This is a genomic window from Streptococcus equinus (genome assembly GCF_900104225.1).
Lineage (GTDB): Bacteria > Bacillota > Bacilli > Lactobacillales > Streptococcaceae > Streptococcus > Streptococcus equinus_D.
In genome coordinates, this window is record NZ_FNJK01000004.1 from 61,647 (window position 1) to 81,245 (window position 19,599).

Genomic DNA, 19,599 nt, shown 5'->3' on the forward strand with positions numbered 1-19,599 from the left:
TGCTGCAAAATTAAGCAAGGTATTCTGACACGTCAACCATTGGTGCTTCATGCCACAATTTTTCGATGTTGTAGTGTTCACGTTCGTCTTCTGAGAAGATGTGAACAACAACGTCGTTAAGGTCAAGAAGTACCCAACCTGTACGACTATCACCTTCAGCATGACTGGCATCACCACCAGCTTCTTTAACTTTTTCACGGATATTTTCAGCAATAGCATCCAATTGACGAGTGTTCATAGCGCTAACGACCACAAAATAGTCAGTCACACTAGTCAATCCGTAAAGGTCCAAAACGACCATATCTTCTGCACGTTTCTCATCAGCTGCTTTCACAACAACAGCTAAAAGTTCTTCTTTAGTCAATATAAATCCTCTTTCAATATTTCTTCTATCGTCTTTACCTTGGCAAATCGATTATGCCAAATAGCTTCGTAATGTTTTTGTAGTTGCTTTGCTGTCAGGAAATCACTATCAAAAGTAGTCGTTCCATTCTTTGGAATAGTCACCTGATATCCTAGCTCAAACGCCACCTTAACAGTCGTATCAATGCAATAATTCGTTGCCATGCCAATGATAATCAGCCGCTCAATAGCTTGGCTATCCAGATAAGTCTGTAAATGAGTTTCTTTAAAAGCACTATTATAATGCTTATCAAAAATTTTCTCGTCAACTTCTGGAGCAATAGCTTCGTAAATTTCCCAGCCATGACTTCCTGTTAGTAGTTCATCGTCATTGTGGCGGACGTAAATCACCTCAATGTTTTTCTCACGACAAGTGGTGATTGCTTTTTGCCAGACAGACAAGCAGTTATCAACTGCATACGGTTTAGCCTCTATCAAGGCTGTTTGAATATCAATCACTAACAGAGCTGTTTTCATTTGTCATCTTCCATAAAACCAACATACGCATTATAAGTTTCAATGGTTTGTGGGAAGATTGGAAAGGCTTGGTGTGCAAGGTGCTCAACGGTATGAACCGTTTCATAAGCCACTGCCTTATCAAGCGATTCTTTAGCAATCACACGCGCTTTTTCCACCAAAGGAAAGCGACGCCCTGGCTCGATGTAATCAGCTACATAGATAATTTTATCAAGCAGTGACATGTCACCTGAACCAACGGTATGTGTTTCAATACTACGCAAGATTTCCTTATCAGTGACACCCAAATCTTCTTGAATCTTATAAATGCCGACCATGCCATGCCAGACATTATTTCCCCATTTTTTGAGTTCTGGATCAAGCTGATGCTTATCAATCAAATCCAAAAATTCTTGATCAGAAAGTTCTTTGGCGTAATCATGAATCAAGCCAGCAAGTCCAGCTTTTTCAGTATCACAACCATAACGCTCAGCTAATTCAATAGCTGTTTTTTCTACACCAAGAACATGTTTGAAACGCTTCTCGCTCATAACAGCTGATACTTTGTCTAAAAGCTCAGCACGTTCAATTCCCGCAGTGTATGTCTCATAGGTCACGATAAAGACCTTCTTTCTCAATGTAGTCGATAACAGCAGGTGGCGTCAAGAAGTTTGGACGACAACCAATTTCAAAATGATGACGAACTAAACTTGATGAAATATCCATCATTGGCACATCTACCCAGATAACAGGATATGATGTTCCAGCCTTATATTTAGGACGTTGAACACCAACAAACTGCACCATTTTAATCAATTCATCAATTTTGTACCATTTTGGAAGGTAATCAACCATATCAGCACCAATAATGAAATAGTAATCCACGTCCGGATTTTTTTCAATCAAAAGCTTCATGGTATCGTAAGTGTAACTGACACCTTTACGTTCTAGCTCAATAGTTTCAATGTCCAAGCCTTCAACACCCTCAATAGCTAATTCAAGCATTTTCAAGCGGTGTTTTTCATCAATCGTTTCTTTTTTATCAAGATGCGGTGGCTCATATTCGGGCATAAGAAGAACTTTGTCCAAACTTAATTGTTGGCGGACTTGGTCAGCAACCACGAGATGAGCATTGTGGACAGGGTTAAAATTTCCGCCCAAAATACCAATTTGCTTACGATTTTTATCTTTTTCTTTTTTCTCCAGTTCCACTTTGGTAAATGGAGTAACTAATTCTAATGCCATACGACTACCTCCGAGATAGGCATTACGCCCAACTCTTTTAACTACATTGTCTATATTAGAAACAGACTATTTATTAAGTTCTTTTACTTTTGGTGAGATTTTACGGTTTTGTTTTTTAGATGATTCTTTGTAAAGAATAATGATACGACCGATTTTTAGTACTGTATCACAACCAATCTCATCTTCTAAGATTTCAGCAACTTCATGAATATCTTCATCAGTATTTTGAAGAAGTGTTACTTTAATCAATTCGCGTGCATCTAGTGCATTACGAATACTTGTTTTAATTTGGTCGTTAAGACCATTTTTACCAATTTGAACAATTGGTTTCATTGAATGTGCTTGTGATTTCAAAAAAGCACGTTGTTTTGATGTTAACATATCTATAACTCTAAGGGCATTCAAAATCAGATGTCGCTTAAGCGCCCTCTGCTTGCCCACGCTCAAACCAAGCAAGCTTGATTTGAACTTCCTTTCTTTTTATTTTCCTTAAATCAACGCTTTACGAAGAAGAACAGCTACACCTTCTGGTGCCCAAGCTGCAATCTTCACTGGATTAGCTTGTGAGGCTTTAATACGAATCCAACCAAGACCAGAATAAACCACATCCATTTTATCTTTGATGGTAAATTCATGACGGACTAATTTTGGAAACTCAGCCAATTCTTTATCACTTGGTGGTGTCAAAAGGCTTCCGACATGTTTATCATAGAAAGCATCAGCACCAGCTAATTTAGTACGGTGTAATTTCAAATTATTATCAAAATAAGCTGTGAAACCTTGTTTGTCACCAGCCACAAAATCAAAGCGACCCAAACCAGCTAAGAACAAAGTTTGTTCAGGATTGAGTTGGTAAGTTTTTGGTTTGATTTCTTTCTTAGGACTAATGTATTTTAAGTTTTTATCGCCAAGGTAATGCGCCATTTGGTGACGGTGAATGATACCTGGTGTATCAAAAATATGGCTACCGTCATCCAATGGGATTTCAATCTTATCAAGCGTTGTACCTGGGAATCGAGAAGTTGTAATAATATCTTTTTCACCAGTAATTTCTTTGATGATAGCATTGATAAGTGTTGATTTACCAACGTTTGTCACACCTACCACATAAACATCACGTCCACGACGTAATTTTTCAATCTTATCAATCAAGTCCTTGATAGCTTGGTGATTTTGTGCACTTGTCAAGATAACGTCAACTGGTCGAAGTCCTTCTTCGTGAGCACGCTCAGTCAACCATTGTGTCACTTTACCTGTTTTTACAGATTTTGGCAAAATATCTTTTTTATTTCCGACAAGTAGAACATCATTGCCAGAGACAAAGCGTGACAATCCTGGGATAACTGATCCATTAAAATCAAAGATATCCACAACGTTAACCACAAGTGCATCACTATCTCCAACTTCATGAAGAAGTTTTAAGAACTCATCATCTGTGATATGCACATCAGTGATTTCGTTATAATGACGTAATCTGAAACATCTTTGGCAATACAATTCACCCGTTTCAAGACCCTTTTCAAGGGCTGCTTTTGGTGTGTACCCTGCTTTTTCCTTATCTTCTGTTTGAATTTTGGCTCCACAGCCAATACATAATAATTCTTCCATTAAATTCCTTTTTGATATTGAATTTTTCCGTATTTTTCTTCAAGTTTAGCCCAAACACGACGTTCACGCCAACGATTAATTTTGGTATTCCAAGCATCAGATTTAACCAAAGGTTTTACCAAGACTGATTGAATCTCTGCACGGTGCGCCGCGCGAATATCTGTCATTAGCTGGTCACCAACCATGATCACTTCATCTCGGTCAAATCCATAACGCTTGATGGCTCTATTAATACCACGTGTGAAAGGTTTCATGGCACGGCTAACAAAATCCACACCAAAGCGTGATACCGCACGATCAACACGTGAATGACTATTATTTGATACAACAACAACTGAAATATCAGCCATGGTCATTTCATCCAACCACGCGCGTACTTCAGGTGTTCCATCTGGGTTATTCCATGCAATTAGTGTATTATCTAAGTCAACTAAAACGGCATGAATACCATGTCGCAACAAATCATCTGCTTTTAAATCATAAACTGCCTCAACCACGAAGGTCGGCCTATAATCGTCTATACTCAAATTACTCTCCAAAAAAATATATTTTACTATTTATTTTAACATATTTAGACCAATATGGCGAATTGAAAAAGCTCTGGCTATGAAAATAGCAGAGCCTTTTTAATTAATCATAAACAAATTCAAGAGTGCAATCTGGGTATGCTGACTTAAACAAAGTGTTGTAATAATTTTCAGCAGACTCTTTGATCATTTCTTTGTATTGTTTTAGATATTCTTTTTGTTCGTCACTTGATAATCCTTTAACAACAGCTTCTCCAGTATCCACATTTTTTGTAGATGCACTTAAAAGCTCACCGTTCTGACTATAAAGTTCATATGGGTTATCAGAATCTAATTCTACTCCTATAACTTCAAACTCAGGTATATGAACTGTGAAACTATTTTCTCCGTTTTCTTGAATCGAAACTGCTTGTTTAATTCCTAGTTTAGCTGAATAATTTAAAATGATAATCGCTTTTTTCTCAGAATATGGAATTTTCCATCCAAATACTTTTTGAACATTTGAAATAGTATCTATTTTTTGAATTCCTACATTCAAAAAAACAACCTGATTTACTTTTTCGATATATTTTACCATCGAATACGACTCAGTAGTCTGTTTTGACTCAGAATTACCATTAGAAACACCTAAAAAATATGCCCCAATAAAAACAAAAATAGCAATTGCTATCATCCATACATAAACGGTGAATTTAAAACCAAATATCTTTTTCAAAATCTTCATCTTATTCTCCTATTTCTTCAAATACCAAATAAGCAACGCCACAACAAGTATTGCTAAATAAGGATTTAGGAATAATAATACTATAGCGACAATAACAGCCAAAGAAGTTACTAACTTTTTCATATCCCACCTACTTTTATTATTGTAATATAAAATGTAATTTTATCTTAAAATAGTATATATTCAAGTCTTTTGCTTGTCAATCGCTTCTGTACATTTTTTGAAAATCCATCAAAAAAAGAGTGACAAAGCACTCTAAAAAATTAATTTTCTTTACCATCAACAACTCTAAATAGGATAATCAATTCAATAACAGCTAAGACAAGTAAAATGATAAAGGCATTTCGTGACCCTTTAGCAGTTGCTGCAGAGAAACTAATGGCAGTATTTGTTTGACTCAAAGCGACAATCAAGGAAGCAATAGTTGTTCCGACGGCGCCTGCAAATTGTTGCAAAGTATTAAAAAATGCATTGGCATCTGCTCGTTCTTCAAGAGTGACTTGCTTTTGACCATTAGTCATAATATTACCAAAAGCAATTCCAGTCCCTGCCATTGAGATAATATAGAAAATCATCAGCCAAGTATTTGACAAATGACGGCCAAATACACTAAAAAGACAAAGAGCAAGAACAAGCATACTTACTCCAAAGATAATCGGTTTTTTCGCTCCTAAGCGGTCCAAGATATTGCCACTAAATGGCGCAAAACAAGCCCCTAAAATTGCACCTGGAAAGACAAGAAGACCCGCAACTGTTGAAGTCGAATGATTAACCAATTGAACATAATTTGGAATAAGAAATGACATCCCTAGGTTAATAATTTGGAAAAGGAAAAATGCCACGACATGTCCAGTAAATTTATGATTTTTTAAAATTAACAAATCAACAATCGGTTGATCCAATGTCATTGAGCGTCTTACTAAGACAAGAAGACCTAAAATACCAAGACATAATCCTCCTAAAACAGGTAAACTAAGGAAACTGTATTCAGCCAAGTTATTAATACCAAGAATAAGACCAACAAATAAAGCTAAAATAGCCATCACACTAATAACATCTAGTTTTTCACGCGCCACTTTGCTCTTTTGTTCAATTGATGTAACACCTAGGGCCAAAGAAATTAGTAGGAGCGGAATCAACAACATAAAGATGTAACGCCATCCAAAATGCGATGAAACTAAGCCACCAAATGTTGGACCAACAGCAGGAGCAACGGCTGTAATCAGCGTTCCAACCCCCATCATCATTCCAATCTTACTCATTGGAACTTGGTCTAAAATAATATTAAACATCAAAGGAAGAGCAATTCCGACACCAATCCCTTGAACAACTCGACCAACTAATAACAGAGCAAAACTTGGTGCGACAGCATCAATTAAAACACCTAAAATAAAGAGCAAATTTGCCACGATAAAAACAGATTTTGTTTTAAATGAACGCTTAAAGTAAGCTGATAAAGGCACAACCGAAGCAACAACTAAAAGATAAATTGTTGTCATCCACTGTACCGTAGAAGTATTAATCCCGAATTCATTCATCAAGGTTGGAAAAGTAATATTCATCGCAGTCTCAACAACCACACCGCAAAATGATAACATTCCCGCACCGATAACCGCTCTAATTACTCTGGCTGAAATTTTTTCTTCTGACATATTTCCTCCTATTTTTCTTTCATGTAATAGCGTAATATTTTCTCAAAAACAGCAATTTCTTCTTCAGAAAATAGGCTATCAAGCGCAGCTTCTTTACTAGCAAAATATGACTGACAAGCATCAACCAAAGCCTCAGCTTTTTCAGTTAAATGAACTGATTTTTGCCTTGCATCTTTCTCAGAAACCTGACGATAAATCAAGCCCTTTTTCTCCATTCTTTGCAGCAAAACAGTCGTTGTGGAACGTTGAATATTAAACTCTTTTTCAATATCTCGTTGATAATACTCTTCTTTCCAATCATGACTCAAAAAATCAATAATTGACATTTGCATTCCTGTCAAATCATAAGGCTTAGCAAATTGATCAAACTCACGACTTAACTGATTACTGGCTATTTTAACCATACGTCCTATATTTCTGTCCATCACATGTCTCCTTGGATAATACGTTAGTTAACTAACGGTTAGCTAGCTAGCGTTATGTATTATAGAAACATTTGGCAGTAATGTCAAGGAATTTAACAAAAAAACAGCTAGAAAAACTAGCTGTTCACACTTTTTAATGTAATTGTTTCTTCACTACAACCAAATCTCGTAAAGAAATTAATAGAACCGCACCGATGATAAAAATCATTCCTAGAAAATCCATCGGATAAAAGACTTCGTGCATAATAGTCAAAGAAAAGAAAACTGAAGAAATTGGTTCAACACAGGCAAGCAAACTTCCCTTAACCGCACCAACAATAGCTGTTCCCTTTAAAAATAAGCTATAGGCAAAAACCGTTCCAACAATGATGATTCCAAACAAACCAATCCAATTGCCAACATTTAGCACAAGAGTATATTGCCATGGATGTACCAAAATCGGAAAAACAATTCCACCCATAATCATGCCAAGACCAATCACTGTGAAGCTACCATACTCACGAATTAATTTCGCCGGCAAAATAATATAAAACGAATAAGTTACCGCTGAAAATAGTCCCCAAGCAAAACCTACTGGCGTGATAGCTAAACCATCTAGACGTCCGTGTGTTGCGATAATATATGTCCCCAAAACAGCTAGAATAATCGCCAGAACTTCACTTCCTCGTGGTAGTTGCTTTTTCCTAATCGAAACATACCCCAAAACAAGAATCGGTGCCATATACTGTATAACCGTTGCTGTCCCTGCATTTGTGCTTTCAATCGCTCTTAGATAAGCATACTGATTCAACACAAGCCCAATCAGTGAAAAAATGGCAATACCACCAAGCGCTTTTAGTGACGTCACAGCCTTTAAAAACGTCTCACGCTGATTGAGTGCTGCAATAGTCGTCATTATCACACCAGCGACAATTAAACGTACACAAGACAATAAGTCGACATTAATTCCATGGGCCATCAAATATTGCCCTGAAACCCCAGAAATCCCCCAGAATATCCCTGCAATAAGAACCATAATAGTTCCCTTAAACATCTTATTCATCTTAACTCCATCTACCTTACCAAATAAAATTCAGCTCCAAGTATAACACATTTACTGGTCAGAAAACACACTCTTTATGACACTTTTTGTAAAGTAATCTTTCTAAAAATTCTATTATTTTTGGAGATTATAAAAGCAAATAAAATAGATTAAAAATAAGTCTAATACTTCTCCGACTAGCCCACTCAATCCACACTGTTTGGAATAAAAAAATCACCCCTTAGGGTGATTTTCACTAATATTAGTCTTCTTTTAGTTTTGCCAATTCTTGTGCCAACAATTTAAGAGCAACTTGTGGGTTAGCTTTACCTTTTGTGGCTTTCATCAAGAATCCAGTGAAGGCTTTATCAGCATTACGTTTACCAGACTTGAAGTCAGCAACGGCAGCTTCATTATCTTCAAAGACTTGGTGGATAATTGGAATAAGCACAGCAGGGTCAGAAATTTGAACCAAACCAGCTTTTTCAACGTATTCACGCGCAGAACCACCGTTTTTAGCCAAGTGAACAAAGACTTTCTTGGCAATTTTTGATGAAATTGTACCATCAGCGATGATTGCAAGCATTTCAACAAGGTTTTCTGGTGTCAACAAAATTTCTGAAAGTGTTTTGTTTTCGCTGTTCAAGAATTGAGCCACTTCACCTTGCAACCAGTTAGAAACGTGTTTTGCATCACCACCAAGTGCTACAGCACTTTCAAAGAAATCAGAAGTTTCTTTTGTTGCTGTCAATTGAGCAGCATCGTAAGCTGTCAAACCAAATTCATTGATGTATTTAGCACGACGTTCTTTTGGAAACTCTGGAAGAGTTTGACGCATTTCTTCAATCCATTCGTCAGACACTTCATAAAGTGGTAGGTCTGGTTCTGGGAAATAACGGTAATCTGATGAACCTTCTTTGACACGCATCAAGATTGTTTCACCAGTTGATTCGTCATAACGACGAGTTTCTTGTTGAATTTGACCACCTGAACGAAGAACTTGTGCTTGACGTTTTTGTTCATAGATAAGCCCTTTACGCACGTTGTTAAATGAGTTCAAGTTTTTCAACTCAGCTTTTGTACCAAATTCTTCTTGACCATAAGGGCGAAGAGAAATATTGGCATCCACACGCATAGAACCTTCTTCCATCTTAACATCAGAAATACCAGTGTATTGGATAACTTCTTTAAGAGCAGTTAGGTAAGCGTAAGCTTCTTCTGGTGAACGCATATCAGCTTCAGATACGATTTCAATAAGCGGCACACCTTGACGGTTAAGGTCAACATATGAATAACCATCAGTACCGTGAGTGTTTTTACCAGCATCTTCTTCCAAGTGAGCACGTTCGATACGAATTTTCTTAGTTGAACCATCTTCAAGTTCAATTTCAATCCAACCATTGTATCCAATTGGTTCATCAAATTGTGAAATTTGATAAGCTTTTGGATTATCTGGGTAGAAATAGTTTTTACGGTCAAAGTGCATGTTTTGGTGAATGTCCATGTTAAGGGCTAAAGCCGCTTTGATACCAGCGTCAATAACACCTTTGTTTATCACTGGAAGAACACCTGGGAATGACCAGTCGATAACATTTGTATTGGTATTTTGTTCGTTACCAAAGTGTGCTGATGTCGGTGAAAAAATCTTTGAATTTGTGTTTAACTCAACGTGGACTTCAAGCCCGATGACTGTTTCAAAGTTCATTATTTGTCACCTCCAAAAATAACGGGTTGTTGTTTATGATAATCAGTTGTTGCTTCAAAGGCTGCAGCAGCTTGATAGATTGTTTCTTCACTGTATTTAGGACCAATCAATTGCATACCAACTGGTAGACCTTGAGCAAATCCTGCAGGAATTGAGATACCTGGAAGACCAGCCAAGTTAACAGGAATTGTCAAAATATCAGCCAAGTACATTGCAACTGGATCATGGTTAAGTGAATCCAAATCAAATGCAACGCTTGGTGCTGTTGGACCTAAGATGAGGTCGTAGCCAGCAAAGATTTTTTCGAAATCACGGATAATCAATGTACGAACTTGACCAGCTTTTTTGAAGTAAGCATCGTAGTAACCTGATGACAAGCTAAATGTACCAAGCATGATACGACGTTTCACTTCATCACCAAATCCTTCGCTACGAGTGTTCACGTAAATATCTTCAAGGTTGCTGTAGTTTTCAGTACGGTAACCATAGCGGATACCATCGAAACGTTGCAAGTTTGAAGATGCTTCTGATGAGGCAATGATATAGTAAACAGCTACACCATATTTACTGTGTGGAAGACTAACTTCTTCAACAGTTGCACCAAGTTTTTCAAAGTGTTTAGCAGCATTAAGAATTGTTTCTTTAACTTCTGGGTCAATACCTTCACCAAGATATTCTTTTGGAAGAGCAATCTTCATGCCTTTAATATCTTGACCGATTTTACCAGTAAAGTCAGGAACTTTGCGGTCAGATGATGTTGCATCTTTAGCATCGTGGCCAGCAATCACATTCAATAATTGCGCATTTTCTTTAACTGTTTGAGCAAATGGACCGATTTGGTCAAGTGAGCTACCAAATGCAATCAAACCAAAACGTGACACACGACCATAAGTTGGTTTCAAACCAACGACACCGTTGAAGGCTGCTGGTTGGCGGATAGAACCACCAGTATCAGAACCAAGTGACAAACGAACTTGACCTGAGGCAACAGCAGTTGCAGAACCACCAGATGATCCACCAGGGACTTTAGTTTGATCCCAAGCATTTTTTGTTTTCTTGAAGTATGATGTTTCAGTTGAACCACCCATGGCAAATTCATCCATGTTTGTTTTACCGATAACCACCATATCTTTACCGTAAAGTTTTTCAACAGCAGTCGCATCAAAAATTGGTTCATAGTTGTAAAGCATTTTAGATGCGGCTGTAGTCAAAATACCACGAGTTGAAATATTATCTTTAACAGCCAAAGGAATACCTGACATCACATTATCAGCATCAATTCCTTTTTCATCAATAGCTGCTGCTTGAGCTAGCGCAGCTTCTTCAGAAACAGTGATGAATGAATCTACGGCTGCTTCGCGTTCTTTAATATCTTCAAGGGTTGCTTTTGTTAATTCAACCGCTGAAATTTCTTTATTGACAAGAAGGTCATGCAACTCATCAATTGATTTTGTATTAAATGACATTAAGCATCTCCTCCGTCTTCTAGGATAGCAGGAACTTTAATATAGTAATTTTCAGATTGAGGCACGTTTTTAAAGAGCTCATCACGATCATCACCAGCTACTGCAACGTCTTCACGCATAACAGTCTTACGATCTGCCATTGTAGTTGTTACAGGGACTCCCTCTGTATCAACTTCATTCAAGAGTTCTACCATATCGACAATCTTAGACAAAGTTGTCGCAAATTCTGTTGTTTCTTCTTCAGAAAATGACAATTTTGACAGATTTGCTACATGACGAACTTCTTCTTCAGAAATTTTCATCTCTATCTCTCCTTGATTAAATTAAATCGTAAACCAAATTTACAACATAGTCCTTAAAATTATACCATATTTTACTTTTCTTTAACATGTAAAAGAAAGGGAGAAAGCTCTTTCCAGAGAATTTTTCACACTTTTCTTCTAAAGCAAAAAAAGAAGTGGTCATCCACTTCTTTCAACTTAAATAATCTTTGCACCTAAAACATTTTTGAAATGATTTAAAGCAAACTGATGATTTTCTTGTGTTAAGCTCGCTACTGCCGCAGCAGGAATCTCAATATCATACCCAAGATTATAGGCATCAATAGCTGTGTGTAATACACAAATATCCGTTAGAACACCTGTCAAAACTACTGTTGTGATACGACGTTCACGGAGTCGAATATCTAAATCAGTCCCTGAAAAAGCTGAATAATGACGTTTATCCATCCAAAAGACACGTTGATCTGACTGGATTGTTTCATACAAGTCGGCTAGTTTACCATACAAATCACGTCCACTTGTCCCCTTGATATTATGTGGCGGGAACAATTTTGCTTCTGGATGAAAATCATCACCTTCATCATGAGCATCAATGGCAAAGAAGATATAGTCTCCAGCTTCATACGCTTCTTTAGTTACTCGGACAATATCATCTTCAATAGCTTGCGCTGGTTTTCCAGCAGTCAATTTACCATCGTCAGCTACAAAATCGTAGGTATAATCAATTGAAATAAGAGCTTTTGTCATTAATTATATTCCTTTAATTTATCAAAGATACCTTCATTGATGACTTTAAGGTAAGTACCCTTCATCCCCAATGAACGGCTTTCGATAATTCCTGCTGATTCCAATTTACGTAGGGCATTAACGATAACTGAACGTGTAATACCAATACGATCAGCAATAACTGACGCAGTCAAACGACCTTCTGTACCATCAAGTTCACCCAAGATAGCTGAGACAGCTTTCATTTCTGAGTAAGAAAGAGTGTTGATGGCCATGTTAACAGCTGTTTGTTTACGAATAGTTTCTTCAAGATTTTCAGTTTGAAGGTTAAGTAATTGGATACCAACTACTGTAGAGGCAATTTCAACAAGAATCAAATCATCTTCTGAGAACTCTTCATCATTACGCCAAATGATAAGAGAACCAAGACGCATACCACCACCATAAATTGGAGCGATAGTTGTCAATCCATCAGGATAAATATCTTTTGATTCAACTGGGAAGATTGTCAAATCATTATCAACAGATAAGTTTGCCTCAGTGTCGTAAACACGACTAGCCGCTTTAACATAACTTTCTGGGAATTGCTTAGCTTCAAAGAATTCCTCAACGCGGTCAGTATTTGTCTTATACTTCATTGCATAACCAAGAAGGGTACCTCCCCCGTTGATGATGCAAGAATTACAATCAATAATGTCAGCAAGTTGAGCGGCCATTGTGTTATATGGCAATTCAGTATCTAGACTGTCAACAGAGCGTTGCAAAATTGATGTAATTTTACGTGTTTTTTCTAATAAATTCGGCATTTTCTACTTCCTTTGCGTTATTTGCGTTACAATTATATCAAAGGAACCCTTATTTTGCAAACAATTATCAGAAAATTTCTGTATCTTCTGATAACTTTGTAAGCGGATACTTTTTAACCTGAATTTAATTAAAAAAAATCATTAGAACGTTCGTTTTTAAAGCCTTATCAGGTCTAAAAACAAGAGCATTCTAATGACTAGTTCTTAACGTTTATATTGACTCAAGACACGCGTCAATTTTTCTTGGACTTCTGCCAATTCTTCAACACGTGGCAAATAGACAATTCGGAAGTGGTCTGGTTCATTCCAGTTAAAGCCTTTACCTGGAACCAGCATCACTTTTTCTTGTTTCAATAACTCTAAACAGAATTGTTCATCGTCATCGATTTGATACATATCACGATCAATTTTAGGGAAAATATAAAGTCCCGCTTCTGGTTTCACTGCTGACAAACCAGGAACTTCATTAACTGCCTTATAAATGAAGTTACGTTGTTCATAGATACGACCACCAGGAATCAAAAGTTCATCAACTGATTGGTAGCCACCTAGAGAAGTTTGAACAACATTTTGTCCCAAGACGTTGGCACAAAGTCGCATATTAGCTAGCATATTAAGTCCTTCAATGTATCCTTTAACATTGTGTTTAGGACCTGATAGAACCATCCAACCAACACGGAAACCACAAATTCGGTGAGATTTTGATAAACCATTCATTGACACGCAGAAAACGTCTGGTGCTAAGCTAGCAATCGCTGTATGCTTCTTCCCATCCATTACCAAACGATCATAGATTTCATCGGCAAAAATAATCAAGTCATTTTGACGAGCGATTTCTACAATCTCTTTCAACAAATCATCTGGATACAAAGCGCCTGTCGGGTTGTTTGGGTTAATGATAACAATCGCTTTGGTATTTGATGTAATTTTTGACTTGATGTCATCAATATCAGGATACCAATTAGCTTGTTCATCACAGAGATAATGTACCGCATTCCCTCCTGCTAGGCTAACACAAGCTGTCCACAATGGGTAATCCGGCATAGGAACCAAAACTTCATCACCATCATCAAGAAGGGCTTGCAATGACATTGAAATCAGCTCAGAAACACCATTTCCTAGGTAAATGTCATCAATATCCACATGTGGAAATCCTTTTAGTTGACAGTATTGCATAATAGCTTTACGAGCAGAAAAAATCCCTTTACTGTCAGAATACCCCTCACTGTTTCGGGCATGGGCAATCAAATCACGAATAACTTCGTCTGGTGCTTGAAAACCAAAAGCTGCTGGGTTCCCAGTATTGAGGCGAAGAATTTTTTCACCATTAGCAATCATGCGGTTTGCTTCATCAAGAATTGGGCCACGAATATCGTATGCAACATGTTCTAGCTTTGAAGATTTATCAAATATTTTCATAGATTTTACCTCGTTTCAAATATTATAAACTTTCCTTTATAATTTTTCAATCCAAGAAAGGTCCGTTAAACGTAAAAAATAATCAAGATAGCTATCATCAGAGGATAGTTCTTTTTCAATTTTCCGAACGGTAGCTGTGTAGTCTGTGATAATCCCATCAGTACTAGTTTCTAGGTACCTTTCAATATCATCTCTAGAATTAACTGTCCAAACATAGATTTTCTTACCATTTTGATGCGCCTTGCGGGCTAAGAGTTCGTTATAAGAAAAGTCCTCAATTGCATAAAAATCCACTTTTTGACTGGTAAAATCACCAAATTGAAATGAAATCGTATAACCAGACTGAATAGTAGGATCAAGCTGTTTGACCTTTTCAATTGTCTTCAAATCAGCAGACATAACCAGATAAGATGAATCAATCTTCAGCTCTTTCATTTTATCTACAAAAAGTTGTTCATAATTATCAGGCTCATTTCCAGCTGGTTTTAGTTCAACTAACAACTTAACTCCTAACTGTTTAGCCTTAGCGACGTACTCTTCAAATGAAACTATTTTTGATTGGTGTCCAGATTGTTTTGTTTTTAAACCAAGGACATCTTTAGCCTGAGATTTAGAAATACTAATATTTTTTCCAGTCAGACGTTTAAGATTATCATCGTGGCTAACAATAAAATGACCATCCTTTGATAAAATAATATCCATTTCTGAATAAGTTGCTCCTGCATTAGCAGCCGCTTCTAAAGACTCTAAAGAATTTTCAACACCTTGAGAAACCATACCTCTGTGAGCGATAATCGATAAATTTTTCGACGGTTCTCCAGAAGCTTTCAAAGCGTTGTATGTAAAATTAATACCACCAACAACTATCAAAAGTCCAGTCAAAGCTAACAAGCGATGTTGCTTTTTCCTTTCCTTAATAAACTGATTTTGCCTCTTTTCATGCCCCAAACCTTCTAATAAATAGAAAAGCGAAAGCAATTTAAACGCCAGCCGTCCTGCAAAAAGCACACCCCAGACAAATGATAAAAATAAACTTTCAACCCAAAAAGTCTTATCACTACCATCAACAAGAGCAGCTAAAGTAATTCCAAATCCACTTAACAGCCCAACAATTGCTATAACCGCTAGAGCCATGATACCAATTTCAAAGACTCTAAAAATTTTCTTTCCTTTGGTCAACTGCCAAGATGTCTTCATATGATGAGCAAAACGTTGTTCATTTTGAGAGACCGCTAAAGGAAGAGCATAAATAAAACGTAGATTGAGATAAGCAAAGATGACATACAAACCATAATAAATTACTTTGCCATTTGTAGATTTCACCAACTCTCCTGAAATAAAATTAGGAATATAGAGATTTTCTAGCAAAGATGATGATACCAAAAATTCAACAAATGGAATGGTCAAAATCAAATATAATAGGAAAGCCAAAAAATGCCAGCCAGAAATCAATTGAAAGAAATTGTGGCTTCTTTCTTTGAAATAAGAGAATCCCACTCCAAGCTTAGATTCCTTGCACTCAATAATTTCTACTAATAAAGAAAACTCTAGGTAAACTAAAAAGGCTAGCAGTAAAAGATATAAAAAAAGTACAAGCAAAGTCAAAGGATTGGTTAAAAAACTCAATAAATTATCTGTAGTAATTCCTGGGATATTTGAATTAACCAAAATAACTCTTAAAAGTAAAGACAACATATAAGCTCCAACTGTCGTCATCAACAACTGGAGAATACTTGCCCTTAAGATATAAGTATACTTGTGTCTGTTTAAGTCCTTTAAAACATTTTTGATATCTTTAATCATACTTTTCCTCACTTTTACCATTATAGCAAAAATATTCAGAAAAATTCCTTAAACGCTTTCATTTTTTACCCAAATAGAGTATAATAATTTTAGGGATATTTCTCATGATAATTGTAAGCGGTTAACGTTTGATTATCTTATCCCGACTAGCTTATTAAAATTATTGATATGGGCAGGAAGTTTGGAATGCGGAATGCTGTTATCTTATTAACAGCTGACGGATAACTAACCTTAGTTCTCGATAAACCAAGATTTCTTACCAGTCCTACATTTTCGCTTACTTTTACGCTCTTGCTAGCATAATTAAGGAGGCAGCTTATGTCACATCATTATGAAAAAATCCTAATTGCTATTGATGGTTCTTACGAATCAGAATTGGCTTTTGAAAAAGGGGTAAATGTTGCACTACGCAACAACGCAGAGTTACTACTTACACACGTCATTGATACACGCGCTTTGCAAAGCGTAGCTACTTTCGATACTTACGTCTATGAAAAACTCGAACAAGAAGCTAAAGAAGTATTGGATGACTACGAAAAACAAGCTCGCGATAAAGGATTGACTAAAATCAAACAAATCATTGAATTTGGTAATCCAAAAACACTCCTAGCTCGTGATATTCCTGATAAAGAAAAAGCTGATTTGATTATGGTTGGGGCTACTGGTCTTAACACATTTGAACGACTTCTCATCGGTTCTTCATCAGAATATATTATGCGCCATGCAAAAGTCGATTTGCTAGTTGTTCGTGATAGCGAAAAGACATTCTAAGTCTTGAGTAATATCAATTCTCTTTAATAATAATAATTTTTAATCAACTATTCTATAATTACAAAAAAAGCCAAGTTAGCCTAATGACTAGCTTGGTTTCTTTTTTTACGATTTAATGATTTTTGAATTTGTCGGTCCAGCTCACGTTTAATTGCTGGTTCTGGTGCAAATTTTTCTTCCCAATCATCTGGTTTTAAAATCTTATGTGTAACTGGATCAAAGTGTGCTTGACCATCAGGGAAGATTTTCCCCATATTTGATTCATGGACAATATCAAAGAATGGTTTTGGGTCAACCCCCATTAAAACAAATGAACCATAAGTCAAATACAACAAATCCGTCAAAGCATCCACCTGACCAACAAGCGGTGTCTCTGGATGTTCTTTGCTTTTAATTTTACGAACAGCTTTATCCACAGCTTCATGCAAATTGGCTACAGATTGTTGGAAAGCTTGTGGATTACCTTTACTTGTCGCATACAAGAATTCGACAATCTCTTCAACTTTGAAATCAGAGCGATGGTCAGCTTCCTCAACCCCATATAGTCTAGGAGTCTCACAAGTTTCACCGTCCATTTGATGGTGGAAATCTTTAACTTTGTTAAAGTTATCATCTTGACTATCAAATCGTTCACCAACTTCAACGTGAATCAATCCACAATGAGCCAAAGCCTTTGAAATACCATCATTATTATTAGTATCTGTTGTATAAGTAGCAACGGCTTTAACAGATTCTTTGGCATTTCCCATAGCAACACCAGTGCCAACACCAGATAACATTTCAATATCATTATCAGAATCACCAAAAGCCATGACTTCATGTAGACTAAAGCCAAAGATATCACCAACGCGTTCAATCCCCTTAACTTTAGATTGTCCTTTTGAAATGATATCAGCTGAATAAGGGCTACTACGCGTCACTTTGATATAAGGAAAAGCATTTTGAATATCAGCCGTTTCCCCTTCAGTTGCCACAAATACCACTTGATAAATAGGCTGACGCATAATCGCCAATAGCCCATTTAAATTTTGTGGCTTAAAACGACGAATAAAATGTTTAAAACTTCGTTCTACTGCTTTTGCCCAACGTTTTGGAACAAGCGTGCTAACAACTTGACCAAAGCGGCTAGTTCCCATATTAATAATTCGGGAACCCACCAAACCAGAAGCAGTTCCTAGAGAAATTTCACGGCGATGATCATTGGCATAACGAATCAAACGATAAATGGTCGACACAGCCATTTGATTATGATAAAGCACCTGATCTCGTGTAAAAATGTACTGACCATTATAGGAAATAGCAAAATCTAAACCTAAATTTTCCAAATAGGGTTGTACAAAACCAGGACCACGTCCCGTCGCTACTCCCACAAAAATCCCCTGCTTTTTCAAGCTCTTAATTGCCTTTTGTGTTGATTGCTGTACATTTTTTCGATCATTTAAAAGTGTCCCATCAATATCAAAAAATACTGCTTTTATTGCCAAACCGTTTCTCGCCCTCCCTCTTTATGTTAAAATAGATTATATCACAATTTTAAAAGGAAGTTTTATTGTCATGAAAAAAATCCTCGTCTTGCATACGGGTGGAACTATTTCAATGCAAGCTGATGAAGCTGGTCATGTCCGCCCAGAAAATGATAATCCGATGAACCATGTCGGTGTCAATCTTGAGAACATTCAAGTGACAGCACTTGATTTTTTTAATGTTCCAAGTCCCCATATTACACCAAGACACATGTTAAAGCTTTATCAAAAAATAAAAGAAGAAGCTGAAAACTATGATGGTGTTGTCATCACTCATGGTACTGATACCCTTGAAGAAACAGCCTATTTTCTCGATACAATGGAAGTTCCTAACATTCCAATCGTCCTTACTGGTGCCATGCGCTCATCAAATGAGTTAGGTAGTGATGGTGTTTATAACTATCTTAGCGCCCTTCGCGTTGCTAGCCATGAAAAAGCCATCGGCAAAGGTGTCTTGGTCGTTATGAATGATGAAATTCATGCTGCAAAATACGTCACAAAAACACACACTACTAACGTGTCAACCTTCAGAACACCCATTCATGGGCCACTTGGCATCATCATGAAACACGATATCCTCTTTTTCCGTACCGCAGAACCACGTGTTCGCTTTGATTTGCAAGATATCTCAGGCACAGTTCCTATCATCAAAGCTTACGCAGGTATGGGAGGCGATGGTATCATTAGTTTCCTTAATCCAAGTAACGTTCAAGGCGTTGTTATCGAAGCACTTGGTGCTGGAAATATGCCTCCACGCGCTGCTAATGAAATCTATGACCTTATCAAACAAGGTGTTCCCGTTGTCCTCGTCTCACGTTGCTTCAACGGAATCGCTGAACCAGTCTATGCTTATGACGGTGGAGGCGTCCAACTAGCTAACGCTGGCGTTATGTTCGTCAAAGAACTCAATGCCCAAAAAGCACGTTTAAAACTCCTTATTGCCTTAAATGCAGGGCTAAAAGGACAAGAATTAAAAGAATATATTGAAGGTTAGATTCCGTTTCATACAAAAAGCTGAAGTTCAAATGAACCTCAGCTT

Annotated in this window: 21 protein-coding genes; 2 read left to right on the forward strand and 19 right to left on the reverse strand. The window is 37.0% G+C overall.

Annotated features, from left to right (window positions below; translation table 11 throughout):
* Nucleotides 1-10 precede the first annotated feature (10 nt).
* From rsfS to BLP98_RS06700, 18 genes are all read right to left on the reverse strand, one after another.
* A complete protein-coding gene (gene rsfS, locus BLP98_RS06615) occupies nt 11-364 on the reverse strand; it encodes a ribosome silencing factor (RefSeq protein ID WP_013852201.1) in 354 nt (117 codons plus the stop codon).
* Nucleotides 361-879 carry a cysteine hydrolase family protein gene (locus BLP98_RS06620; protein ID WP_074482500.1) on the reverse strand — a complete coding sequence of 173 codons (519 nt, stop codon included), beginning with the start codon at nt 877-879 and terminating at the stop codon, nt 361-363. The genes rsfS and BLP98_RS06620 overlap by 4 nt, the downstream gene beginning before the upstream one ends.
* Entirely contained in the window at nt 876-1,475 is a 600-nt protein-coding gene (gene yqeK, locus BLP98_RS06625) for a bis(5'-nucleosyl)-tetraphosphatase (symmetrical) YqeK (RefSeq protein WP_074482501.1), read from the reverse strand. Before yqeK ends, BLP98_RS06620 begins: the two co-directional genes overlap by 4 nt.
* Complete coding sequence (locus BLP98_RS06630; protein ID WP_074482502.1) at nt 1,465-2,103, reverse strand: nicotinate-nucleotide adenylyltransferase; 639 nt, start codon at nt 2,101-2,103, stop codon at nt 1,465-1,467. Before BLP98_RS06630 ends, yqeK begins: the two co-directional genes overlap by 11 nt.
* A gap of 66 nt (nt 2,104-2,169) precedes the next feature.
* Entirely contained in the window at nt 2,170-2,484 is a 315-nt protein-coding gene (gene yhbY / locus BLP98_RS06635; protein ID WP_074482503.1) for a ribosome assembly RNA-binding protein YhbY, read from the reverse strand.
* A gap of 108 nt (nt 2,485-2,592) precedes the next feature.
* Entirely contained in the window at nt 2,593-3,711 is a 1,119-nt protein-coding gene (gene yqeH / locus BLP98_RS06640) for a ribosome biogenesis GTPase YqeH (RefSeq protein ID WP_074482504.1), read from the reverse strand.
* Nucleotides 3,711-4,238, reverse strand: a complete 528-nt coding sequence (locus BLP98_RS06645) for a YqeG family HAD IIIA-type phosphatase (RefSeq protein ID WP_200795915.1) — start codon at nt 4,236-4,238, stop codon at nt 3,711-3,713. The genes yqeH and BLP98_RS06645 overlap by 1 nt, the downstream gene beginning before the upstream one ends.
* A 103-nt stretch (nt 4,239-4,341) precedes the next feature.
* Nucleotides 4,342-4,962: a DUF4230 domain-containing protein gene (locus BLP98_RS06650; RefSeq protein ID WP_074482506.1), complete on the reverse strand. Its 621-nt coding sequence runs from the start codon at nt 4,960-4,962 to the stop codon at nt 4,342-4,344.
* A gap of 263 nt (nt 4,963-5,225) precedes the next feature.
* Complete coding sequence (locus BLP98_RS06655) at nt 5,226-6,614, reverse strand: MFS transporter (protein ID WP_074482507.1); 1,389 nt, start codon at nt 6,612-6,614, stop codon at nt 5,226-5,228.
* A gap of 8 nt (nt 6,615-6,622) precedes the next feature.
* A complete protein-coding gene (locus tag BLP98_RS06660) occupies nt 6,623-7,039 on the reverse strand; it encodes a MarR family winged helix-turn-helix transcriptional regulator (protein ID WP_074482508.1) in 417 nt (138 codons plus the stop codon).
* Between the two features lie 133 nt (nt 7,040-7,172).
* Nucleotides 7,173-8,081, reverse strand: coding sequence for a DMT family transporter (locus BLP98_RS06665; RefSeq protein ID WP_074482509.1), 909 nt, complete (start codon nt 8,079-8,081; stop codon nt 7,173-7,175).
* A 241-nt stretch (nt 8,082-8,322) separates the two neighbouring features.
* Nucleotides 8,323-9,765, reverse strand: coding sequence for an Asp-tRNA(Asn)/Glu-tRNA(Gln) amidotransferase subunit GatB (gatB, locus tag BLP98_RS06670; protein ID WP_074482510.1), 1,443 nt, complete (start codon nt 9,763-9,765; stop codon nt 8,323-8,325).
* Complete coding sequence (gene gatA, locus BLP98_RS06675) at nt 9,765-11,231, reverse strand: Asp-tRNA(Asn)/Glu-tRNA(Gln) amidotransferase subunit GatA (RefSeq protein ID WP_074482511.1); 1,467 nt, start codon at nt 11,229-11,231, stop codon at nt 9,765-9,767. The genes gatB and gatA overlap by 1 nt, the downstream gene beginning before the upstream one ends.
* Entirely contained in the window at nt 11,231-11,533 is a 303-nt protein-coding gene (gene gatC, locus BLP98_RS06680; RefSeq protein WP_006532958.1) for an Asp-tRNA(Asn)/Glu-tRNA(Gln) amidotransferase subunit GatC, read from the reverse strand. Before gatC ends, gatA begins: the two co-directional genes overlap by 1 nt.
* Nucleotides 11,534-11,710: 177 nt before the next feature.
* A complete protein-coding gene (locus tag BLP98_RS06685) occupies nt 11,711-12,259 on the reverse strand; it encodes a cysteine hydrolase family protein (RefSeq protein ID WP_004233137.1) in 549 nt (182 codons plus the stop codon).
* Nucleotides 12,259-13,044, reverse strand: a complete 786-nt coding sequence (gene codY / locus BLP98_RS06690) for a GTP-sensing pleiotropic transcriptional regulator CodY (protein WP_074482512.1) — start codon at nt 13,042-13,044, stop codon at nt 12,259-12,261. The genes BLP98_RS06685 and codY overlap by 1 nt, the downstream gene beginning before the upstream one ends.
* Before the next feature lie 204 nt (nt 13,045-13,248).
* Nucleotides 13,249-14,463: a pyridoxal phosphate-dependent aminotransferase gene (locus BLP98_RS06695; RefSeq protein ID WP_074482513.1), complete on the reverse strand. Its 1,215-nt coding sequence runs from the start codon at nt 14,461-14,463 to the stop codon at nt 13,249-13,251.
* A gap of 36 nt (nt 14,464-14,499) precedes the next feature.
* Nucleotides 14,500-16,266: a glycerophosphoryl diester phosphodiesterase membrane domain-containing protein gene (locus tag BLP98_RS06700; RefSeq protein ID WP_074482514.1), complete on the reverse strand. Its 1,767-nt coding sequence runs from the start codon at nt 16,264-16,266 to the stop codon at nt 14,500-14,502.
* A gap of 318 nt (nt 16,267-16,584) precedes the next feature.
* Between BLP98_RS06700 and BLP98_RS06705 the strand changes: the two genes are divergently transcribed.
* On the forward strand, nt 16,585-17,037 hold the full coding sequence (locus BLP98_RS06705) for a universal stress protein (RefSeq protein WP_074482515.1): 453 nt from the start codon (nt 16,585-16,587) through the stop codon (nt 17,035-17,037).
* 80 nt (nt 17,038-17,117) lie between these two features.
* Here BLP98_RS06705 and BLP98_RS06710 read toward each other — a convergent pair whose 3' ends face one another.
* Nucleotides 17,118-18,521: a Cof-type HAD-IIB family hydrolase gene (locus BLP98_RS06710; RefSeq protein WP_074482516.1), complete on the reverse strand. Its 1,404-nt coding sequence runs from the start codon at nt 18,519-18,521 to the stop codon at nt 17,118-17,120.
* A 70-nt stretch (nt 18,522-18,591) separates the two neighbouring features.
* On the opposite strand from BLP98_RS06710, the gene BLP98_RS06715 reads away from it, so the two are divergent.
* Nucleotides 18,592-19,554 (forward strand): asparaginase, encoded by a 963-nt coding sequence (locus tag BLP98_RS06715; protein ID WP_074482517.1) that lies wholly within the window; start codon nt 18,592-18,594, stop codon nt 19,552-19,554.
* Nucleotides 19,555-19,599: the final 45 nt, after the last annotated feature.